This window comes from Streptomyces silvisoli (assembly GCF_029269905.1).
In the GTDB taxonomy this organism is placed as follows: Bacteria; Actinomycetota; Actinomycetes; order Streptomycetales; family Streptomycetaceae; genus Streptantibioticus_A; species Streptantibioticus_A silvisoli_A.
Map to the genome: position 1 here is coordinate 620,268 of NZ_JARJBC010000001.1, position 18,173 is coordinate 638,440.

Genomic DNA, 18,173 nt, shown 5'->3' on the forward strand with positions numbered 1-18,173 from the left:
CGTTGGCTTCGGCTCGCAGCAGGCGAACTCTGCTCGGGGCCACTGGTGAGGCGGCCGGCACTCACGCGGGACCGCGGCTGAGCGAAGGGCCGTGGCCACCGAGCGCGTTGCCCACAGCCCTGTCCTTGTGGCCCTCGCGCCGCAGCCCCGGCACCACATGCCGGCCCGCTCAGTTCATGTTCTTCCCGATCGCAGCGATGTACCTGTGGATCGAGTGGTCGCGTACGCCGTCGCTCACGGGTGCGAAGGCATCGGCGGTGAGCCCCTTGGCCCGGTCGGCGAGGCCGCCGAAGAGCGACATGGACTCACGAAGCTTGCCGTCGGCGTCGATCGGTCTTCGCCGGACCGGGCCACGGCGGGGTGGAGGCGTCCGAGAGCCAGTCACGGATCTCCGCCGGTTCGGTACCCCGGAACGCCGTGACGATCATGCTGTCGCTGGCCATCGTGTACGCCTGGGTGTCCTCCAGCGGGAACGGTGGAGTGAACCGCGTGTGGTGGTGCCGTACGGTGTCGAACCCCCAACTCCGGGCCTGCTCCTCGATGGTGGCCTCGTCTTTGTAGGCGAGGTCGGATGCCTTCGCCAACCAGTAGGCCTGCTGCAGGCTGTAGCCGCGGGCACGGTGGTCGATCGAGGTCGGAAGGGGCACGGAAGGACTCCTCGGCGAGTGGGTGACAGGGGGACACCACACTCGTAGCGATCGCACGCGCCGTTCAAAGAGTCAGCCGGTCGCGTTCACCGGAAGGGCTGATGCTTCCTGTGCCCAGATCATCCCGGAGACGTGGTGCGGGCTTTCGTCGCCTCCGTGCAGTCAGGGCAGGGGCTCGGCCGTTGGGAAGCCACCTCATGCGGATCCCGCGTGGTTCTGGCCGCGCTGCTGCTTGTTGTGATGCAGGTGCGCCGACGCGGGGCGGTACGGGTCTGCTGACCGCGTGCCCCGCAGCTTGGTGTCGCCATGAGACGACAGGCGCCATTTTGGCGCCCATGTGGCCTTGATTTGGCGCTAGTTTGGCGCCATCCTGGTGTCCAGGTCGATGAGATGGCAGCCGCCAACCTCTGAGGACCTACCGCGGCGACAGCCGTGGGGACCGCGTTACGGAAGACACCGAGGCCGTCGCGTCGGGCCGGTTCGACATCGGCCAGGTCGGGGGCGCGGTGTCCTTCGGCCACCGGTGGGCGTCAGCGGTTTTCAACCGTGGCGTCAAGCGGTAACCGGCGTACCGCACAAGCCGCTTCACCCGGATACGTCGCATCACCGTTCCCGCACATCACCTGGATCGGATCTGGAGGACACCATGCAGCAGGAATCACCGGCCCTTGCCCAAGCCGTCGGCACGACTCAAGCGGGGGAAAGCCCACGTCCCGAGAAGAGTGCCCGGCACACAGCTCCGCCCGCCGAGCCGGTACAACTGCCGATGACCCGTCCCTCGGGCTGTCCCTTCGACCCGCCCACCGAGCTGGCGCGACTGCGCGAGAGCCAGCCGATCGTCCGCATGCGCTACCCCGACGGGCACCTGGGCTGGTTGGCTACGGGCCATTCGGCGGTTCGCGCGGTCCTGGCCGACACTCGGTTCAGCTCGCGCTACGAGACCATGCACTACCCGTTCCCCGACGGGCCCACCGGTGAGCTGCCACCAGCGCCGCTTGGAGATCTCACCGGGATCGACGCACCCGAGCACACCCGCTACCGGCGGCTGCTCACCGGCAAGTTCACGGTCCGCCGGATGCGCGCACTCACCGCGCGGGTGGAGCAGATCGTCGCCGAGCACCTCGACGCCATGGAACGCCGGGGGCCAGTGGTGGACCTGGTCGAGGCCTACGCCCAACCCATCCCCGCGCTGATGATCTGCGAACTCCTCGGTGTGCCGACCGATGACCGGGAGGTCTTCCAACGTCATACGACGACGCTGACCAACCAACTCTCCACTGACGACGAGCGGATCGCCGCGATAGGCGCGTTCCACGAGATCCTGCACGCGCTGGTCCTCGCCAAGCGCGCCGAGCCCACCGACGACCTTCTCAGCGATCTGACCCACGGCAGCGACCTCAACGATGACGAGCTGGCCGGCATCGGCAGCTTTCTGCTCGGCGCCGGCCTCGACACCACCGCCAACATGCTCGCGCTGGGCACCTTCGCGCTGCTGTCCAACCCGGAACAACTCGCCGCCCTGCGCGCTGATCCGGGCCTTACCGACCAGGCCGTGGAGGAGTTGATGCGCTACCTCACCATCGCCCACACCGGGGTGCGGTCAGCGCTGGAGGACGTGGAGATCGCGGGCCAGTCGATCAAGGCCGGCGAGACCGTCACCCTCTCGCTCCAAGCGGCCAACCGCGACCCGCAGCGGTTCCCCGAGCCGGACGTCCTCGATGTACGCCGCAAGGCCACCGGCCAAGTGGGCTTCGGACACGGCGTTCACCAGTGCCTGGGCCAACAACTGGCCCGTGTGGAGATGCGCGTTGCCTTTCCCGCACTCCTTGACCGCTTCCCGACGCTGCGTCTGGCCGTCCCGCCCGCGGAGATCCCGCTGCGCACCCACTCGAACATCTACGGCGTGCACCGGCTCCCGGTCACCTGGGACGAGGAGTAGCCCGGTGGAACTCAGCATCGACCGCGAGCGGTGCGTGGGCGCCGGAATGTGCGCACTGACCGCCCCCGATGTCTTCGACCAGGACCCCGAAGACGGCCGGGTGCCGGTCTCCGCTGAGGTTTCCCTGGCCGCGTTCCCGGCCCCTGCCGCGGGTGGGGCACAACTCCCGGCTGATGGGTCCGGGATTGGCTGCTGGGTCCTTTGCCAGGTTCCGCGCCGGTAGAACTTCACGCCCGATCCGGCCGGGCGGCCACCTGCGTCATCGCGGCGTCGGCGGTGGGCCTGCTGGGACAGCAGTGAGACGTGACTGACTGAGCGCTCCGGTTGACAGGATCGGCTGTTTGGAGCGCTCAGCCGCCGCGGACCAGGTGTCGTCCCGGGGCTTACCAGGGCAGCGGGCCCTCGGCGCCGACGTAGCCTCCCGTCGGACCGTCGGGGCCCACCTGCGCCATGCGGACGATGATCTCGGCGCCCTGCTCGACGGTTTGCGTACCCGTGTGGTGGTTCAGGTCGGTCGCGGTGTAGCCGGGTTCCACCGCGTTGATCCGCATCTTCGGAAAAGCCTTCGCATACTGCACGGTGATCATGTTCACCGCGGTCTTCGACGCCGGATAGGCGAGCCCGGGGTACGCGTAGGTGGGTGTGTCAGGGGTGGTGACTCGGGTCAGCGACCCCAGGCCGCTACTCACGTTGACCACGACCGGGGCTGCGGACCGCTGCAGCAGCGGCAGGAACGCGTGGGTGACGCGCACCATGCCGAAGACGTTCGTCTCGAAGGTCTGCCGCATCATGTCGGCGGTCACCTCCGCCGCGCCGACCACACCTCCGTCCCGCGTCCGCCCTTCGACGCCGGCGTTGTTGACCAGCACGTCCAGCCCGCCGTCGGCTTCGATGGTCTTCACCGCGGCAGCCACGGAGGCGTCGTCGGTGACATCGATCAGCACCATCCGCGCGCCCAGCTGCTCGGCGGCCCGGCGCCCGCGTTCAAGGTCCCGGCTGCCGACGTACACGGTGTGGCCTGCGGCGAGGAGGCGACGGGCGGTCTCGAAGCCCAGTCCCTTGTTTGCTCCGGTGATCAGTGTTGTCGTCATGCCTTCAGCTTTCGCCCGGACGACGTGGTCAGCCAGGCGTCCCGTCTTCCTAGGACTGCCGGTACCAGGACGACTGGCCGGCCGCGGTGCACACTGGTGGGCATGGCGACAGCGGAATTCGGTCACGCGGTGCGCCGCTGGCGCGACCGGACCTCGCCCGAAGCGGCCGGGCTGCCCGCTGGGCGGCAGCGGCGCGCGGCCGGGCTGCGCCGAGAGGAGCTCGCCTCGCTGGCCGGGATCTCCGTCGACTATGTAACGCGGCTTGAACAAGGCCGCGCGTCCAACCCGTCGGCGCAGGTCGTCGAGGCCCTGGCCAGGGCACTGCGGCTGTCGCAATCCGAGCGCGCACACCTGTTCCGGCTGGCGGGTCTGGCACCGCCCGGCCCGGACACGGTACCCACGCACATCACCCCGAGCGTCCAACGGCTGCTCGACAGACTGGCCGGAACACCCGTCGCGGTCTACGACGCGGCCTGGACGCTGCTGGTGGCCAACCCGCCATACGCGGCGCTGATGGGCGACCCCTCCGGATGGCGCGGCAACCAGCGCAACGCGGTGTGGCGACACTTCCTCGGCCCGGGCAGCCGAGCCCGGCACACCCCCGAGTCCCTACGCGCCTTCGAGACCGCGCTCGTCGCGGATCTACGCACCGCCGCAGATCAGTATCCGGCCGACAAGCGACTACGGCAGCTGGTCACGGAACTGCGCGCGAACAGCGACCGGTTCGCCCGCCTGTGGGATTCCGGCGCGGTCGGCCGTCACGAGGCCGCGCACAAGACCATCGACCATCCGCACGTCGGCCCCCTGACGCTGGACTGCGACGTGCTGACCGTCACCGGCAGCGACCTGCGCATCATGATCTACACGGCTGAACCCGGCACCGAAGACGCCGAACGCCTCGCCCTCCTCACTGTGTTCGGCACACAGTCACCCGTCGGATAGCGCCTCCACCCACGCCCCCGTAGCGGCTTGACGCCCAGGGCTCGGGGGTCGACGGCATCGTGTGCGGACCGCAGCGCCCGGCACATCCGGGCTACGGCCAGTCAGCTGACGCCTTCAACAGCGTCATTGACGCCGATGTGTGGTCTCTACTGGAGTGGTTTCCCACGAAGGCGGGGCATCCTGGATCACCGCCGGTCGCAGCTGAAGAGGAGCAACCATGAACATCCCGCGCAGCTGCGAGGGCGCCGGCCTGGCCATGGTCGAGGCCGAGCTGGTCCTCGCCGTACTGCTAAAGCGCTTCCGGTTCCGGCCCGCGCCAGGACACGAGGTGACCCCGATCGAACGGTTCGTGCTCTGGGCGGCTGACGACATCCGCATGATGGTGAGTCCGCGGGCCTCGGGCCGGAAGGGGCTCAGCGCGGGTTGAAGATGACGCTGGAGAAGTGCGCGCCGGACGGTGATGACTGCCCGGGGCGCAGATGTGTCGGGGTCCCCTTGCAACGCTTTCGGGGGTAGGTGACGAGCGGCTGCCGGAGTCCGTTTCGCGCGCCGCGTGCTTCCTGGCCCATGTCGTAGCCCTTGTTGTCCGGCGGGTTCTGGAGGAAGTGCGCCTGGCTGTGCGGCCCCAGCCAGGAGAACGTGCCGTTGGCGGCGACCGCCGCACCCGTGGGAACGGCCATAGCGAGGGCCAGGCCGCTGAGACCGAAGACGACGGGAGGGAAAAGACGCATCACTGTGCCCTTCGCGAGCGGCTACAACTACCGTTGCCCGAACCAACGCCTCAGCCGATCCCGAAGAAACGGCCCGACCCCCGAATGCCCCTGGTCGGTCCGGCCGGATCCTGGATCACACCTGGCCCTCCAGGGAGAGCAGTACGCTGCGGAGATCGTCGTTGAGCCGGCGCTGGGCGGCCGCAGGCAGCGCCGACAGCAGCGCGTACTCCGCCTCGGTCTTGACGGCGAACACATCCAGTGCGCGCTTCTCGCCCGCCGGGGTCAGGGTGACGAGCACCGAGCGGCGATCGTCCGGGTCGAAGTCCCTGGTCACCCACCCGCTGCTCTCCAGCCTGCGTACCCGGTTGGTGACCGCGCCCGAGGTGAGTTGCAGTTGCGCCATCAGCTGCCCCGCGCTGAGTCGGTGGTGCGGTCTGGTCCGGATCAGACAGGCCAGTAGCTCCAGCTCCCACAGCTCGATGCCGTGTGGCGCGAGCTCGCGTTTGATCTCGGTCTCCAGCCGGTGGGCCAGCCGGCGCACCCGGTAGGCAAGCGCCTTGGCCTGCACCACATCAACACCGTGCTGATCGGAAACGACTTCGATCAGCCTGTCCACATAGTCCTGTTGCTCCGGACGGATCGCCATCCTCCCATGCTAACGATGAATGTTAAGAAACTTCACGTTCATGTACTGGCGGGTGAGGGGGCGCGATCCAGCCGACCGGACACCAGCGCGAGGCCGAGACCAGCCAGGGCCAGCACCGCCGCGGTCAGGCCGACAGGCCCGGCGTCGGCCAGGGCTGTGATCAGCGGGGCACCGACCACGACACCGAGCGCGTACCCGGTGATCAGGTACCCGGCCCGCGGAATGGACACATGCATGCCGTGCGCGACCGCGGGCAACACGCCCATCATGGCGAACTCGGTCGCGCCGATCCCGAACGCGCCGATGGCCAGCGCGAGCAGTGCGACCGGCATCACAACTCCCTTGCCGACACGGGCCAGTGGACCGCCGCGGTCCACTCGGCGACAGCGTCGACGAGCCCGGCGCCCGACTCGGTGGCGTACGCGACGTGCCCGTCCGGCCGGATCAAGGCGGCGCGTACGGCGCCCCAGGCGGGGTCGCTCCTACCGGACGGCCGTTGCGCGTTCACCACCTCGACCCGCGCGGACCCGAGGCCGGCGTGGCTCGCATCACCGGTGAAGTCGAGGAGCAGGAACCGGTCCGGGCGCAGGGCACGCAGCAGCGTGCCTGCGGACAGTGCCAGGTCCGGTGCCTTCGTGCCCACCAGCGGATGGGCTCCCTCCGGACCCGGATAGCCGACGGCCAGGCCCGACAGCCAGCCGGACAGCTCCGCGGCCAACTCGCCGCGCCTCTCGATGAATCCGCAGAACATGTCACGCAACGCCTCGCCGGAACTGCTGAAGTTGTGCATCAGCGCGTCCTGCGCAAGAGTGCTGGCGACCAGCCGTTCCGCGACCGGGCGGCGCTCGCTGTCGTAGTCCGCCTCTCCCGAGATCAACCGTTCCGGCGCCCAACCGTGGACCTCGGCGGCCAGTTTCCAGGCCAGGTTGGTGGCGTCCTGGAGGCCCACGTTGAGGCCCTGGCCCCCGGCGGGCAGGTGCACATGCGCCGCGTCGCCAGCGAGCAGTACCCGGCCCTTGCGATAACACGCGGCATGCCTGCTGCTGTTGTTCGCCTTGGACAACCAGGACGGGCTGTGCATCCCGAAGTCGGTGCCGCAGATCGCCTTCAGCGCCCTGCTCAGCTCGTCCAGTGTGAGCGGCTCGGTCTGCCTGCGCCGCACCTGGTCGGCGGTCAGCCCGGTGTCTGCCACCTCGACCCCGAAGACCCGCGTCGTGGTCTCGGTGAGGGGCACGACGCTGGCGTGACCGGCTTCGTGGTTCCAGAAGTGCTGGGCGGCGGGCACGGGTTCGGCCAGCTGCACATCGGCCACGAAACCGACCATGGTCGGGACAGTGCCCTCGAAGTCGATGCCAGCGGCCTTACGCACCATGCTGTGTGCGCCGTCCGCGCCCACGAGGTACCGCGCCGTGCGACGCGTCCGGCCGGCACGTATTCGCACCTCGTCCGCGGACTGCTCGACGTCGGTGACTTCAGCGCCGTAGTGCACGGGCACGGCGCGGGTGCGCAGGTACTCGGCGAGTGCCCGCTCGGTCCGCCACTGGGGGACCATCAGCACGAACGGAAACGGCGTGTCCAGGTCCTGGTAGTCGAGCGTGGCCCGCAGGGTGGCGAAGTGTGCCTGCCGGACCCGCTTTCCCTGCGCCATGAGGACGTCGCTGATCCGCATGCCTTCACCGGCGTCCAGCATGGTGAGCACTTCCAGGGTGCGCGGGTGCATGGTGGCTCCCCGGGACTGCCCACTGGGTTCCGCGTTGCGCTCGTACACCTCGACGCGGACCTCGGCCGCGTCCAACAGCGCGGCGGTCATCAACCCCACGGGTCCGCCGCCGACCACGATGACGTCAGCTGCCATCTCCGCCCTCCCATCGAAGAATATCTGTGAATGTGAAGATAATTAACGTTGAGCCATTGGGTCAAGGGTGTTGCGACGCGGGGGAGTTGGGTTGGCGTGGGTCGCCTATCTGATGGGGACCCCTCCGCTTCCCCCGCGGGCTGGGTGAAGAGATCGGCCGTGGCCGCGCGGCACGGAGGATGTCATCGGCGGTGGAACCGCCGAAAGTTGGGCGTCGGCGGTTGTCTCCGGCGGCGATGTCCGTAAGAGGCTCTGGGCGTTCAGGGCGGACCAGGCGTGTCAGTGCCCGGCAGCATACTGACGCCCATGCAGATAACGGAGCACGGACTCAAACAGGCCTGGCACCATCTAGCCGCGGGCTCTGACCTGCTCGACGACGCCATGCTTGCGCCCACCGGTACATCACCGGACCAGTACGTGCAACGCGCAGGCGACGTCGGTGGCCTCTTCCTCGTACTGGACGAAGACGGCACTGTGCGTGGCTACCACAGCCCCTACCAGGAGATCCTCGCCACCCAGGATCTCGACCAGGTGCTGTACTTCGCTGCCGAGGAAGCGGTCCGTAATCTGGCCAAGCACATCGTGGTCCACTCCCCGGGCCACGGCCCGGCCACCGACCTCGTCTCCCGGCAGGCCGAGATGCTGGAGCAGATCAACCCCGCATGGGGAAGCAGATTCCGCGGCGGAGGCATGGACCGTACGCAAGCAGCACAGCCGTGCGGACGCGACCCGTTGGAACGGCTTGCCTGGATCGCTGGCGCATGGCGCGACCAGGCCCCCTACTCCAACCTCGCCTTCTTCCGCGGCGAGGGCGTCAGCGCCGAACAGATCGCCCTCCTCCACGGAGCTGACCCCGAACAGACCGCCACCGGGACACGTCTGTCGGACCTGTGCAGCACGGGTGGCGCCAGCCGCGGCGAAATCGCCTGGGAGACATTCTGCTTCGGGAAGGCAGGCGAGTGGGCGTTCCTGATGTACCACGAGACACCACCCGGCACCCGGGCCGACAGCACGGCTCTCGCCCGACTCGGAGTCACAGAGACCGTGCAGCTGAGCGCCTGCGCCGCGAAGGCCATCTACACCTTCGACTACACGCGCGACGGCCGCCGCATCGACGACGACTGGGGTCTACTGGAACTGATCTGGTACAAGCGGGGCTGCGCCCCCTACTACCGCGGCGGCCAGCTCGACTTCCTCAACCGGGCCATACGCGGCGCCGAACGGGACCATCCCGAACTGACCGACGAGTTCGAACTGTACTTCCACGCTTTGGAAGACGCACTCGGCCTTCAACTGCCCCAGCAGGCCATCCAGGAGGGAACGGTCCAGGCCGCACAGTGGGCGTGCGGCAACTCAGGCCGAGTTTAGAAGCCAGGCGTTGAGCCCTGTCGTTGCAGGTCAGGAGCCCCGATGCGGCCCGTCCGCCCCTCATGGGAGTTGCGCGCTGGCGGACGGCCGCCAAATGTGCGACCGCCCACCGGCAAGGTCAGAACGCACACCCGGGTGCTCCAGGGTGGACGTGAGGCAGGACCCGACGATCACGTGCCTTGGCCGGTGTCAGGAGCTTGTGAGGATGACGAGTTGCTGGGTCGCCCGGGTCATCGCGACATAGCGGTCGACCGCGCCTTCGATACCGTTGCCGAACGCTTCTGGATCGACGAGGACGACCAGGTCGAACTCAAGCCCCTTCGACAGCTCCGGGGTCAGCGACCGGACGCGGGGCGTCGCCCGGAACGTGGGATCGCCGATGACGCAGGCGATCCCGTCGGCATGCGCGACGAGCCAGGTGTCGAGGATCGAGTCCAGATCCGAAACAGATCCGTGTACTACGGGGACGTCGCTGCTGCGGATGGAGGTCGGCACATTGGCGTTCGGGAGCGCGGCTCGGATGACCAGCTCGGCCTCCGCCATCACCTCTTCCGGCGTCCGGTAGTTGATGCTCAGGGAGGCCACGTTGATCCGGTCGAGCCCGATCCGCTGGAGCCGTTCCTGCCACGACTCCGTGAACCCGTGCCTGGCCTGGGCGCGGTCCCCGACAATGGTGAAGCTCCGGGACGGGCAGCGGAGCAGCAGCATTTGCCACTCTGCGTCGGTCAGTTCCTGGGCCTCGTCCACGACGATGTGCGCGAACGGGCCAGCAAGAGGTTCTGAGTTGGCGCCGGGCAGTGCGGTCTCGTCGACCAGGCTCTCCTGTAGGTCCTGTCCGCGCAGCATCGTCACCGCGCCTTCCCCGTCGTCATCGGCCTCGAGCAGGTCGTCGATGACGCGCGCCATGCGCTCGCGTTGGGCGGCGACAGAGGCGTTGTGCCGACGCTTGCGCAGTGACGCCTCCGGGTCGCCGAGCCGATGCCGGGCTGCGTCCAGGAGCGGCAGGTCCGACACCGTCCAGGCCTGGGCGTCCTCGCGCTGCAGCTTCCGAACGTCATCGGGGCTGAGCCAGGGAGCGCACATCCGCAGGTAGGCGGGTACCGACCACAGGTCTCCGACGAGGTCAGCCGCTTCGAGCAGCGGCCACGCGCGGTTGAGGGTCCTGATCAGCTCTCTGTTGTGCAGCAGCGACCTCCGGAACAGGTCAGGTGGGACGTCGCCGTCGTGCTTGTCCATCAGGATCGTGAGCAGTTCCTCCCAGATCTGGTCGCGCGCCTCGTTGTGCGGAGTACCTGGTTCTGGTGCTTCGAACGCCACGGCCCACTCGTCGGCGCTCAGCCAGACGTCGGACCAGTAGGTCGTGACCGTCATCCCCTCGGTGGGCGGCTCTTCGTAGAACCTGACGGCCGTCTCGATCGCCTTCACCATGTTCGCGGACGACTTCAGCAGGGCCACGTTCGGGTCGGTCTCGATCGCTGCTCCGGCTCCCTCGGCGACGAGGTCCCGCAGGGTGCAGGTCCGCACGCCCTCCTCTCCGAGGCTGGGGAGGACGTCGGCGACGTAGGCGAGGTAGGGCTGGTGCGGACCGACGAACAGCACGCCGCCCCGACGGTGATCGAGGCGAGGGTCGGAGTAGAGGAGGTAGGCGGAGCGGTGCAGAGCGACGACGGTCTTCCCCGTACCCGGACCGCCGTCGACGACGAGAGCGCCGCGGGATCCCGCCCGGATGATGGCGTCCTGGTCGGCCTGGATGGTGGCCAGCACATCCCGCATCCGGGTTGATCGGTTGCTGCCCAGGCTGGCGATGAAGGCGGACTGGTCGTCGAGCGCGGCGTGCCCATCAAGCCCGTCAGCGGTGAACACTTCGTCCCAGTAGTCGCTGATCCGGCCGCGGGTCCAGCGATACCTGCGGCGGCTTGCCAGACCCATCGGGTTGGCGTGGGTCGCTGCGAAGAACGGCTCGGCCGCGGGGGACCGCCAGTCGAGCAGCAGCCGACGTCCCGCGCTGTCGGTGAGGCCAAGTCGTCCGATGTACACGGGCTCGGGGTTGTCCGCGCTGACGATGCGTCCGAGGCACAGGTCCAGACCGAAGCGACGCAAGGCGCGCAGGCGGCCGGTCAGCCGGTGGATCTCCATGTCCCGGTCCATCGCCTGCCGGCCAATGCCGCCGGGTGCCTTGAGCTCGGCATCGAGGAGGTCGGACAGTTCGGCGATCGTCTGCTCAAGGCTCTCCGCGATGGCCGCGAAGTGCTGCTCGTCGTCGGCGATCAGCGTCGGGTCGGCCTTGGGGGAGAGGTGGTCGGGAAGGTCGAACGCGCTGGTAGTGAGGGGGTTCATGCCATCAGCTCCGATCTGAGCCCGCGAAGTCCGGCGACGCACACACCCGCACCTCGGCGGCGAGTGCCCGCAACCGCAGTGCGGGTTCCACCACCGGCTCGACGTCACCGCACGACCCATAAACCGACAACAACACACGCACTTCGCGAATCCCCTATTTCTGCAGGTTCTGGCCTGGGTCAGCGATTCTGCGGCATGACCCGGGCCTTGCCGCAAGCCCTCCAGTGCGCTATACGTTGAGAGTGGCAAGGAGTGGGTACTCCGCGTTGCCTGTGTCACCCGCTGTGGACGTACAAGCCCTTCACGAGGCGACGACGCGCCACTTACGGCGGTCCCGTCGGCCCAGATGGATCTCCCAACGGTCCCGACGGCTGAAACTCGTCGGCGCCATCTCCTTCGGGCACATGGCGTGACACCCAGTTCAGGTGCGGCGCGGCTGGCAAGGCCGCTGCGCTGCGGGCCACACGTACTGGCGGTCCCTGGCACGCCCGACCCCCGGCCACCTGGGAACGTCGCCGTTGGCCCTGCGGCTGCCCCGGGCCGACCTGGACCAGCACTTCGTGCCTTACCAGATTCCGCCCTCCCCGACCAGGGTGTACGGCCTCGGCGTGCGTCTTCGCCCGCCTCTCGGCGCACCGCGGGACGGGGAGTAGGTCCCGCCGCGCCTGATGGGATGACTACTGGCCAGAGGCGGCCCGGCGAGGCCTGGGTCCCCCGCGACGTCTGGTGAGCGGGGCCTCCTGGCCGCAGGCTGGTGGAAGCCTCGCTTGGCCGCGTATCAATGCACAGGTGGGGCAACGTCGCGAGGTGTTGCGGTTGTCCGGGCGGTACATGAGGTGGAGGTGGGCGGATGGACCTGGAACTAAGACACTTGCGAGCCCTGTGCGCGATCGCTGACGCAGGCAGCCTGGGACGGGCCGCGCGGATTCTGGGGTACTCGCAGCAGGCGATCAGTGCCCAACTCGGCCGGATCGAGCGCTACTTCGGGGAGCCGCTGTTCGAGCGCAACGCCTCGGGAGTGCAGCCGACCCGGTGTGGTGTTGAGGTTCTGGCCCAGGCGCGCGACGTCCTGGACCGTGCTGATGCCATCCGGCGCCGAACGACGGATCACGCTGGGAATTCCCGTCAGGTCCTGCGCCTGGCAGCGACCAACTCGCCGGTGCTTTCCGGGATGGTGGTACGCATCCGTAGTCGCCTGCCGGATCTGGCACTGTCCATCAGCAGCGTCTACGCCTCCTCGGAGATGGTGGAACTGCTGGAGAAGGGCGAGTTGGACGCCGCGATCGGCGTGGACTATCCCGGCCGGGAACTACAGCATTCCGATGCCCTGGCGCATCGCGGGATCGTGATCGAGCCGTCGTTCGTCGCCGTACCCGCCCGCCATCGGGTGAGGCACCGTATGGAGGTCGCGCTGGCCGAACTCGCCGACGACGCGTGGTTCCTGACCCCCGACGACGGGGCCGGCTGGCCTGGCGTCTTCTACGAGGCCTGCCACGCGGCGGGATTCAGCCCGGCGGCGATCCACCAGTTCTACGGCGACCAGGTCCAGTTCCAGAACATGATCGCCAACGGTCTCGGCGTCTCCATCGTGCAGGCAACCATCCGGCCCATCTCAGGAGTTCTCGTCAAACCACTGACCAGCACGCCGCTGTGGTGCCGCTATCTCCTGGCCTGGCGACGCGAATGTCTGGCCGACGAGGTCGTGGAGACGCTCTTTCGCTCCGCCACCGAGTCCTACCGCGATCTCATCGCCCAGTCGACGCACTTCCAGGCGTGGATGTCCCGGACCTACGGGGCGGTTGGCTCGTAGAGGAAACGGTTCCGCACACTCGGTCGTGGGGCACGCGAGGGGGACCCGGATGTTGTGGGGTGTCCGTCGCATGTGCTGTCCCTCAGCCCATGGTCCGCGCCCGCAGGTGGGTGCAAGAGTCTGTCAGGTACCTGATCAACTCTCAGGGTGCTTGAATTCACGAGGGAGTAGCGATGCGATCCCCCCTGCCCAGATCCCTGTCCGTCGGCTTGGCGGCGTTCGCCACGGTCGTCGGCATGGTGGCCACTCCGGCTCTGGCGGTGCCTGGTCCAACAGTCGGCGTCAAGGCCGCCGTCGGCTCCGGGAACCCGGTGCGAGCGTTGCCGCCGACCGGCGCGACCACCGCCGCCTCAGACCGCGACGATGTGCAGCGCATGCCGCTCGCCGCCGCCCAACTCCGCCCACACAGCGCGATCACACAAGCCGTGACACCCGCCGCCTCGGCGTCCTGCGTTCCGGCTGCCTTCGGCAGCCGGAGCGGATCGGCGCTTGTGTCGTTCGTCAGGGCATCGGCCGTCGACTGTGTCAACACCCTGTTCAGCGTGACCGGCAAGGACGCGCACAACGCGTTCCGCGAAGCCCAGATGGTCACCGTGGCCAAGGCCCTCCGAAGTGCCTCGGCGAAGTATCCCGGCAATGACTCGACCAGCGTGCAGCAACTCGTCCTCTTCCTGCGTGCCGGCTACTACGTCCAGTACAACGACTCCCGCGACGTTGGCAGTTACGGCCGCTCCCTGGCAACCGCCGTCGAGGGCGCCTTGGACTCGTTCGTCGCCAGCCGACACTTCAAGGACGTCAGCGACGCGAACGGCGCGATCGTCGGCGAGGCCATCATCCTCACTGACAGCGCCAACGAGCAGGCCCGGTACCTCAGCACCTACAAGCGTGTCCTGAACGGCTACAACAGCTCGTACAACAAGTTCTCCTTCATGGTGAACGCCGTCAACGACGTCTACACGCCGCTGTTCCGAGGACATCAGAACCCCGCCTTCGTCAAGGCGGTGACGCGCGACCCGAGCATCATCGACACCCTCAACGCCTTCGCGCGCAAACACCTCAGCCTGCTGGGCACCGGCAACTCCGTGCTGACCTCCAACGCGGGCGCCGAGATGGGCCGCTTCCTGCAACACCCCGCACTGCAGGCCAAGGTACGGCCGCTGATGAGAGGGCTGCTCAAGGCCTCGAAGATCACCGGCCGGACCGCAACGCTGTGGGTCGCGGTGGCCCAGATGGCCGACTCCTACGACAAAGCCCACTGCGCCTACTACAGCACCTGCAACCTGGCCGCCAAGCTCACCGCGGCCGCCCTGCCCATCACGCACGCCTGCGACGCCACGCGCACCATCCGGGCGCAGGCACTGACCCCCGGCGAACTCGCCGCCACCTGCGCCAGTCTGCAGAAGCAGGACGGGTACTTCCACAGTCTCGTTAAGGACAACGGACCGATCCCCAACCAGCACGAGGACTCCATCCAGGTCGTCGTCTTCGCCAGTCGCACCGACTACCAGACCTACGCCGGGGCGATATTCGGCGTCGACACCAACAACGGCGGCATCACCCTGACCGGCGACCCGACCAATCCCGCCAACCAGGCCCGCTCCCTCACCTACCAGAAGGGCAGCGACGACGGGTTCGTGGCGCGGATCTGGAACCTGAACCACGAGTACACCCACTACCTCGACGGTCGCTATGACATGAAGGGCGACTTCAGCCAGGAGATAACCGTTCCGGACGTCTGGTGGATCGAGGGCCTGGCCGAGTACGTCTCCTACAGCTACCGCGGTGTCACCGACACCGAGGCGGTCGCCGAAGCCGCCAAGCACACCTATGCGTTGAGCACGCTGTGGCAGAACACCTATGACAACAGCGACGTGACCCGTACCTACCCGTGGGGGTACCTGGCGGTGCGGTACATGGTCGAGAAACATCCGGCGGACATCCAGAACATGCTCGCCAGGTTCCGGGTCGGTGACTACGCCGGCGGCTACGCCGTCTACAACTCCGGGATCGGCAGCCGCTACGACGCCGACTTCAACACCTGGCTGGACGCGTGCGCGGCTGGTGCCTGCGCCGTACACGGAGGCCGGAGCGTGGCCTTCGGCGCGGCGGGCCGAGCCTGACGGTGACTGCGACCGATCCGTCAACCGAACCCGGCAGTGCCATCATGATCTCCCGGCCCTGGCACTCCCGGTACTGAGCTCCGCGATCTTGCGCGAGGCTCCCGGACAGCGTGTCTGTCCGGGAGCCTCGCGTGGCGTTTCGGTTCGTCGGCTGTGCTGTCTTGCTGTCTTGGAACGGGTGGGTGAAGAACGTCCGCGTGCCCGCGTCGACGGTGACACGACCGCCCGCGGGCCTCGTTGCATCCGCCCAGCAGCACGGTCGCCGTCTTCCAGGGCGACGTGGTCTCCCGGCTGGGCCACGGCTTCGGCACCCCGCGGTGGTGCCTCCGACAGTATGTACGTGGCATGACTGAAATCGTCACGGCGGACGTGTCGAATCCGGGTGCCGTCGTTCGACGCGTAGGTGTGACGGGCTGGTCATGGTGTCCGGGACCGGCCGGACCCCAGCCCGTGACAACGGAGATCAAGGAGCGGTAATGCGGTTTTTGATGATGCACAGGCTTGACGAGCGTGCCCCGGAGGCGTGGAACCCCAGCCAGGAGTTCATCGAGAAGATGGGCGCGTTCATCCAGGACTGGATCGAGAAGGGCATCCTGATCACGGCGGAAGGCGTCCATCCGTCGGAGAAGGGCGTCCTGGTGCGCAAGACCCGGGGCGGCGCCATCAACGCGACGGACGGGCCTTTCACCGAGGCCAAGGAGGTCATCGGCGGCTTCGCGTTGGTCAACGCCGAGGACCGGGCGCAGGCCGTGGAGTACGCACGGCAGTATGCCGATCTGTTCGATGAGATCGAGGTCGAGGTGCGGCAGGTCGTCGAATTCGAGGACCTGCCGACCCAGGACTGACCTCACCCGATCCCGGCCGCCGGTCGCCGACGGCCTGGTCCGTTCGTCATCGCACAGCAGCGGACCAGGCCTGGCGCTTACCGGCCACACATCTCCGTGCTTGCTGGGGTCGGCATGCAGCGACCGTGACGCCGCGGAAGGAGCGAACGTCGTGCTCGCGGCGCGACGGAAGGACAAGCTCGACGCCCTCGCCCCCGCCCTCACGATCGACGACGAACGAGCCCCCAATTCCAGGAACTGATCGACCGGTTCAACCAGCGCCGGGCGCTCGCCGGATACTCCACCCCGGCCGACATCGCTGGCGCGGTCACGTTCCTCGCCTCGGACGACGCCCGATTCATCACCGGGACCGTCCTGCCCGTCCACGGGGGAATCACCGCCGCCTGCGGCCAGCCTCCCCTCTTCTGAACCTCGTGGAAAAGGAAGACCGAAGAAGGACACCTTGCTCGACCCCGAACTCGCGGCCGAGCTCGCGGCGATGCCCAGATCCGCGAACGGTAGTCTGATGGACCTGTCCGACATCCCGGCGCTGCGCGAAATGCTGCGCGCGGTAAGCCCGCTCGCCACGAACATGCCGGACGATCCTCGGGTCAGGGTCGAGACCCTGCGCATTCCGAGAGACGACCGATCCCTGCTGGACGTCGTCCTGTTCCGCCCCGCCGACGCCGACCGTACCCGCCCGGCCATGCTCTGGTTCCACGCCGGCGGGCAGATCCTCGGCACCGCCCACGACGACGTCGAATACCACACCGCCCTGGCGCTGGCGCTCGACTGCGTCCTCGCCGTCGTCGACTACCGCCTCGCGCCGGAAACCCCGGCTCCCGGCGCCGCCGACGACGGCTACCTGGCATACACCCAACTCTGCGAAAGACGCAGGCGAGCACCGGATCGATCCACACCGGATCGGCATCGCCGGTGCCAGCGGGGGCGGAGCGCCCGCCGCGGCGACCGCGCTCATGCTTCGAGACCGCCAGGATGCGCGGCCCTGCTTCCTGTCCCTGAGCTACCCGATGCTGGACGACCGCAACGAGACGCCGGCGAGCTTCGAGGTGACCGACCTCGGCCTCTGGGACCGCCGGGAAAATCTGCTCGCCTGGGCCGTGGTGCTGGGTGACCGGGTCGGCGATCCCGCTCTGGATCCGTACTCCGCGCCCGCACGCGCCACCGATCTCACCGGCATACCGGACACCTTCATCGCCGCCGCCCAGTTCGACGTGTTCCGCGACGAGGACATGGATTTCGCGCGGCGACTGATCGCCGCCGGCGTTCCGGTCGAACTGCACCTCTACGCCCGCGCGTTCCACGCCTGGGACCGGTTCGCCCCGAAGTCGACCCTCGCCCGCACATTCGGGCACACCTGGCACGACTTTCTCCGGCGCCACATGCACGGGTGACCGGGCACGAGCCTGCGAGACATCATCGCGCGTGCGGGCCACGACAGCCCGCGGGCGGCGCGGATCCACCAGCATTCAACGGAGAGGCACCCGCCGATCGCCGACGCGATGCACGAGACGGTCGAGGCGCTCGGCGCAAGCCGAGCAGGCGTCGGCCGAAGCGGGTCGCTGAGGGCGACGGACGTTTCCCGCGGCGAACTAACGGCACGCCTGTCTGTTTGAGCCCTTTGAGTTGGCGGAAGCCGTGGCGGGACCTGAGCCCTGACCGGGTCTTTCGTGCGCTACGTAGTCCGCAAGCGCGGCCGCCTACTCAACCCAGTCCCGCGGGTCGACGGGACACTAGTACTGCAATCACAGTTATGGGGTGTGGCCTCGGCGTTTGTAGTGGCTGCGGCGGGCTCGGGTCTGGCTGAGGCGTCGCCACCACGACCAGCGCAGATGATGCGTCGGAGCGAGATGGCGGGGG

The 18,173-nt window shown here is 68.2% G+C and carries 15 protein-coding genes and 4 pseudogenes; 11 read left to right on the forward strand and 8 right to left on the reverse strand.

Features of this window, described 5'->3' with window-relative positions:
* Positions 1-169: 169 nt before the first annotated feature.
* Positions 170-301 (reverse strand): hypothetical protein, encoded by a 132-nt coding sequence (locus tag P3G67_RS36310; protein ID WP_449343245.1) that lies wholly within the window; start codon positions 299-301, stop codon positions 170-172.
* A 4-nt stretch (positions 302-305) separates the two neighbouring features.
* Entirely contained in the window at positions 306-647 is a 342-nt protein-coding gene (locus P3G67_RS02885; RefSeq protein WP_449343246.1) for a hypothetical protein, read from the reverse strand.
* Positions 648-1,413: 766 nt separating this feature from the next.
* Between P3G67_RS02885 and P3G67_RS02890 the strand changes: the two genes are divergently transcribed.
* On the forward strand, positions 1,414-2,586 hold the full coding sequence (locus P3G67_RS02890) for a cytochrome P450 (RefSeq protein WP_276092023.1): 1,173 nt from the start codon (positions 1,414-1,416) through the stop codon (positions 2,584-2,586).
* Positions 2,587-2,590: 4 nt separating this feature from the next.
* Positions 2,591-2,809: a ferredoxin gene (locus P3G67_RS02895; RefSeq protein WP_276092024.1), complete on the forward strand. Its 219-nt coding sequence runs from the start codon at positions 2,591-2,593 to the stop codon at positions 2,807-2,809.
* 160 nt (positions 2,810-2,969) lie between these two features.
* On the opposite strand, the gene P3G67_RS02900 is transcribed toward P3G67_RS02895, so the two are convergent.
* On the reverse strand, positions 2,970-3,677 hold the full coding sequence (locus P3G67_RS02900) for an SDR family oxidoreductase (RefSeq protein ID WP_276092025.1): 708 nt from the start codon (positions 3,675-3,677) through the stop codon (positions 2,970-2,972).
* A 102-nt stretch (positions 3,678-3,779) separates the two neighbouring features.
* On the opposite strand from P3G67_RS02900, the gene P3G67_RS02905 reads away from it, so the two are divergent.
* Together P3G67_RS02905 and P3G67_RS02910 are read left to right on the forward strand one after the other, a co-directional pair.
* Complete coding sequence (locus P3G67_RS02905) at positions 3,780-4,619, forward strand: helix-turn-helix transcriptional regulator (RefSeq protein ID WP_276092026.1); 840 nt, start codon at positions 3,780-3,782, stop codon at positions 4,617-4,619.
* Positions 4,620-4,845: 226 nt separating this feature from the next.
* A pseudogene (locus P3G67_RS02910) lies at positions 4,846-5,046 on the forward strand (cytochrome P450); the annotation flags it as partial.
* Here P3G67_RS02910 and P3G67_RS02915 read toward each other — a convergent pair.
* The 4 genes from P3G67_RS02915 to P3G67_RS02930 all read right to left on the reverse strand — a co-directional run bounded on the left by P3G67_RS02915 (position 5,033) and on the right by P3G67_RS02930 (position 7,833).
* Positions 5,033-5,350 carry a hypothetical protein gene (locus P3G67_RS02915; protein ID WP_276092027.1) on the reverse strand — a complete coding sequence of 106 codons (318 nt, stop codon included), beginning with the start codon at positions 5,348-5,350 and terminating at the stop codon, positions 5,033-5,035. The pseudogene P3G67_RS02910 and the gene P3G67_RS02915 overlap by 14 nt on opposite strands.
* Before the next feature lie 115 nt (positions 5,351-5,465).
* On the reverse strand, positions 5,466-5,978 hold the full coding sequence (locus P3G67_RS02920) for a MarR family winged helix-turn-helix transcriptional regulator (protein ID WP_276092028.1): 513 nt from the start codon (positions 5,976-5,978) through the stop codon (positions 5,466-5,468).
* Positions 5,979-6,016: 38 nt separating this feature from the next.
* A complete protein-coding gene (locus P3G67_RS35950; RefSeq protein ID WP_391858169.1) occupies positions 6,017-6,310 on the reverse strand; it encodes a hypothetical protein in 294 nt (97 codons plus the stop codon).
* Positions 6,310-7,833: an FAD-dependent monooxygenase gene (locus tag P3G67_RS02930; RefSeq protein WP_276092029.1), complete on the reverse strand. Its 1,524-nt coding sequence runs from the start codon at positions 7,831-7,833 to the stop codon at positions 6,310-6,312. The genes P3G67_RS35950 and P3G67_RS02930 overlap by 1 nt, the downstream gene beginning before the upstream one ends.
* A 306-nt stretch (positions 7,834-8,139) precedes the next feature.
* Between P3G67_RS02930 and P3G67_RS02935 the strand changes: the two genes are divergently transcribed.
* On the forward strand, positions 8,140-9,201 hold the full coding sequence (locus P3G67_RS02935; RefSeq protein WP_276092030.1) for a hypothetical protein: 1,062 nt from the start codon (positions 8,140-8,142) through the stop codon (positions 9,199-9,201).
* 189 nt (positions 9,202-9,390) lie between these two features.
* Here the strand turns inward: P3G67_RS02935 and helR are convergent, their stop codons facing one another.
* Positions 9,391-11,538: an RNA polymerase recycling motor ATPase HelR gene (gene helR / locus P3G67_RS02940; RefSeq protein ID WP_276092031.1), complete on the reverse strand. Its 2,148-nt coding sequence runs from the start codon at positions 11,536-11,538 to the stop codon at positions 9,391-9,393.
* An 850-nt stretch (positions 11,539-12,388) separates the two neighbouring features.
* Between helR and P3G67_RS02945 the strand changes: the two genes are divergently transcribed.
* The 6 genes and pseudogenes from P3G67_RS02945 to P3G67_RS35960 form a co-directional block, all read left to right on the forward strand.
* Positions 12,389-13,348, forward strand: coding sequence for a LysR family transcriptional regulator (locus tag P3G67_RS02945; protein WP_276092032.1), 960 nt, complete (start codon positions 12,389-12,391; stop codon positions 13,346-13,348).
* 173 nt (positions 13,349-13,521) lie between these two features.
* Positions 13,522-15,468 (forward strand): collagenase, encoded by a 1,947-nt coding sequence (locus tag P3G67_RS02950; RefSeq protein ID WP_276092033.1) that lies wholly within the window; start codon positions 13,522-13,524, stop codon positions 15,466-15,468.
* 476 nt (positions 15,469-15,944) lie between these two features.
* Positions 15,945-16,313 (forward strand): YciI family protein, encoded by a 369-nt coding sequence (locus P3G67_RS02955; protein WP_276092034.1) that lies wholly within the window; start codon positions 15,945-15,947, stop codon positions 16,311-16,313.
* Between the two features lie 228 nt (positions 16,314-16,541).
* Positions 16,542-16,721: pseudogene (locus P3G67_RS02960) on the forward strand (SDR family oxidoreductase); the annotation flags it as partial.
* A 277-nt stretch (positions 16,722-16,998) separates the two neighbouring features.
* Positions 16,999-17,166 (forward strand): annotated as a pseudogene (locus P3G67_RS35955) (alpha/beta hydrolase fold domain-containing protein); the annotation flags it as partial.
* A 25-nt stretch (positions 17,167-17,191) separates the two neighbouring features.
* Positions 17,192-17,707 (forward strand): annotated as a pseudogene (locus P3G67_RS35960) (alpha/beta hydrolase fold domain-containing protein); the annotation flags it as partial.
* Positions 17,708-18,173 lie beyond the last annotated feature (466 nt).

Bases quoted from the DNA above. Each gene is read 5' to 3' on its own strand.
- P3G67_RS36310 (WP_449343245.1), bottom strand. From the start codon at position 301: ATGTCGCTCTTCGGCGGCCTCGCCGACCGGGCCAAGGGGCTCACCGCC.
- P3G67_RS02890 (WP_276092023.1), top strand. From the start codon at position 1,414: ATGACCCGTCCCTCGGGCTGTCCCTTCGACCCGCCCACCGAGCTGGCG.
- P3G67_RS02900 (WP_276092025.1), bottom strand. From the start codon at position 3,677: ATGACGACAACACTGATCACCGGAGCAAACAAGGGACTGGGCTTCGAG.
- P3G67_RS02905 (WP_276092026.1), top strand. From the start codon at position 3,780: ATGGCGACAGCGGAATTCGGTCACGCGGTGCGCCGCTGGCGCGACCGG.
- P3G67_RS02915 (WP_276092027.1), bottom strand. From the start codon at position 5,350: ATGCGTCTTTTCCCTCCCGTCGTCTTCGGTCTCAGCGGCCTGGCCCTC.
- P3G67_RS02920 (WP_276092028.1), bottom strand. From the start codon at position 5,978: ATGGCGATCCGTCCGGAGCAACAGGACTATGTGGACAGGCTGATCGAA.
- P3G67_RS35950 (WP_391858169.1), bottom strand. From the start codon at position 6,310: ATGCCGGTCGCACTGCTCGCGCTGGCCATCGGCGCGTTCGGGATCGGC.
- P3G67_RS02930 (WP_276092029.1), bottom strand. From the start codon at position 7,833: ATGGCAGCTGACGTCATCGTGGTCGGCGGCGGACCCGTGGGGTTGATG.
- P3G67_RS02935 (WP_276092030.1), top strand. From the start codon at position 8,140: ATGCAGATAACGGAGCACGGACTCAAACAGGCCTGGCACCATCTAGCC.
- helR (WP_276092031.1), bottom strand. From the start codon at position 11,538: ATGAACCCCCTCACTACCAGCGCGTTCGACCTTCCCGACCACCTCTCC.
- P3G67_RS02945 (WP_276092032.1), top strand. From the start codon at position 12,389: ATGGACCTGGAACTAAGACACTTGCGAGCCCTGTGCGCGATCGCTGAC.
- P3G67_RS02950 (WP_276092033.1), top strand. From the start codon at position 13,522: ATGCGATCCCCCCTGCCCAGATCCCTGTCCGTCGGCTTGGCGGCGTTC.
- P3G67_RS02955 (WP_276092034.1), top strand. From the start codon at position 15,945: ATGCGGTTTTTGATGATGCACAGGCTTGACGAGCGTGCCCCGGAGGCG.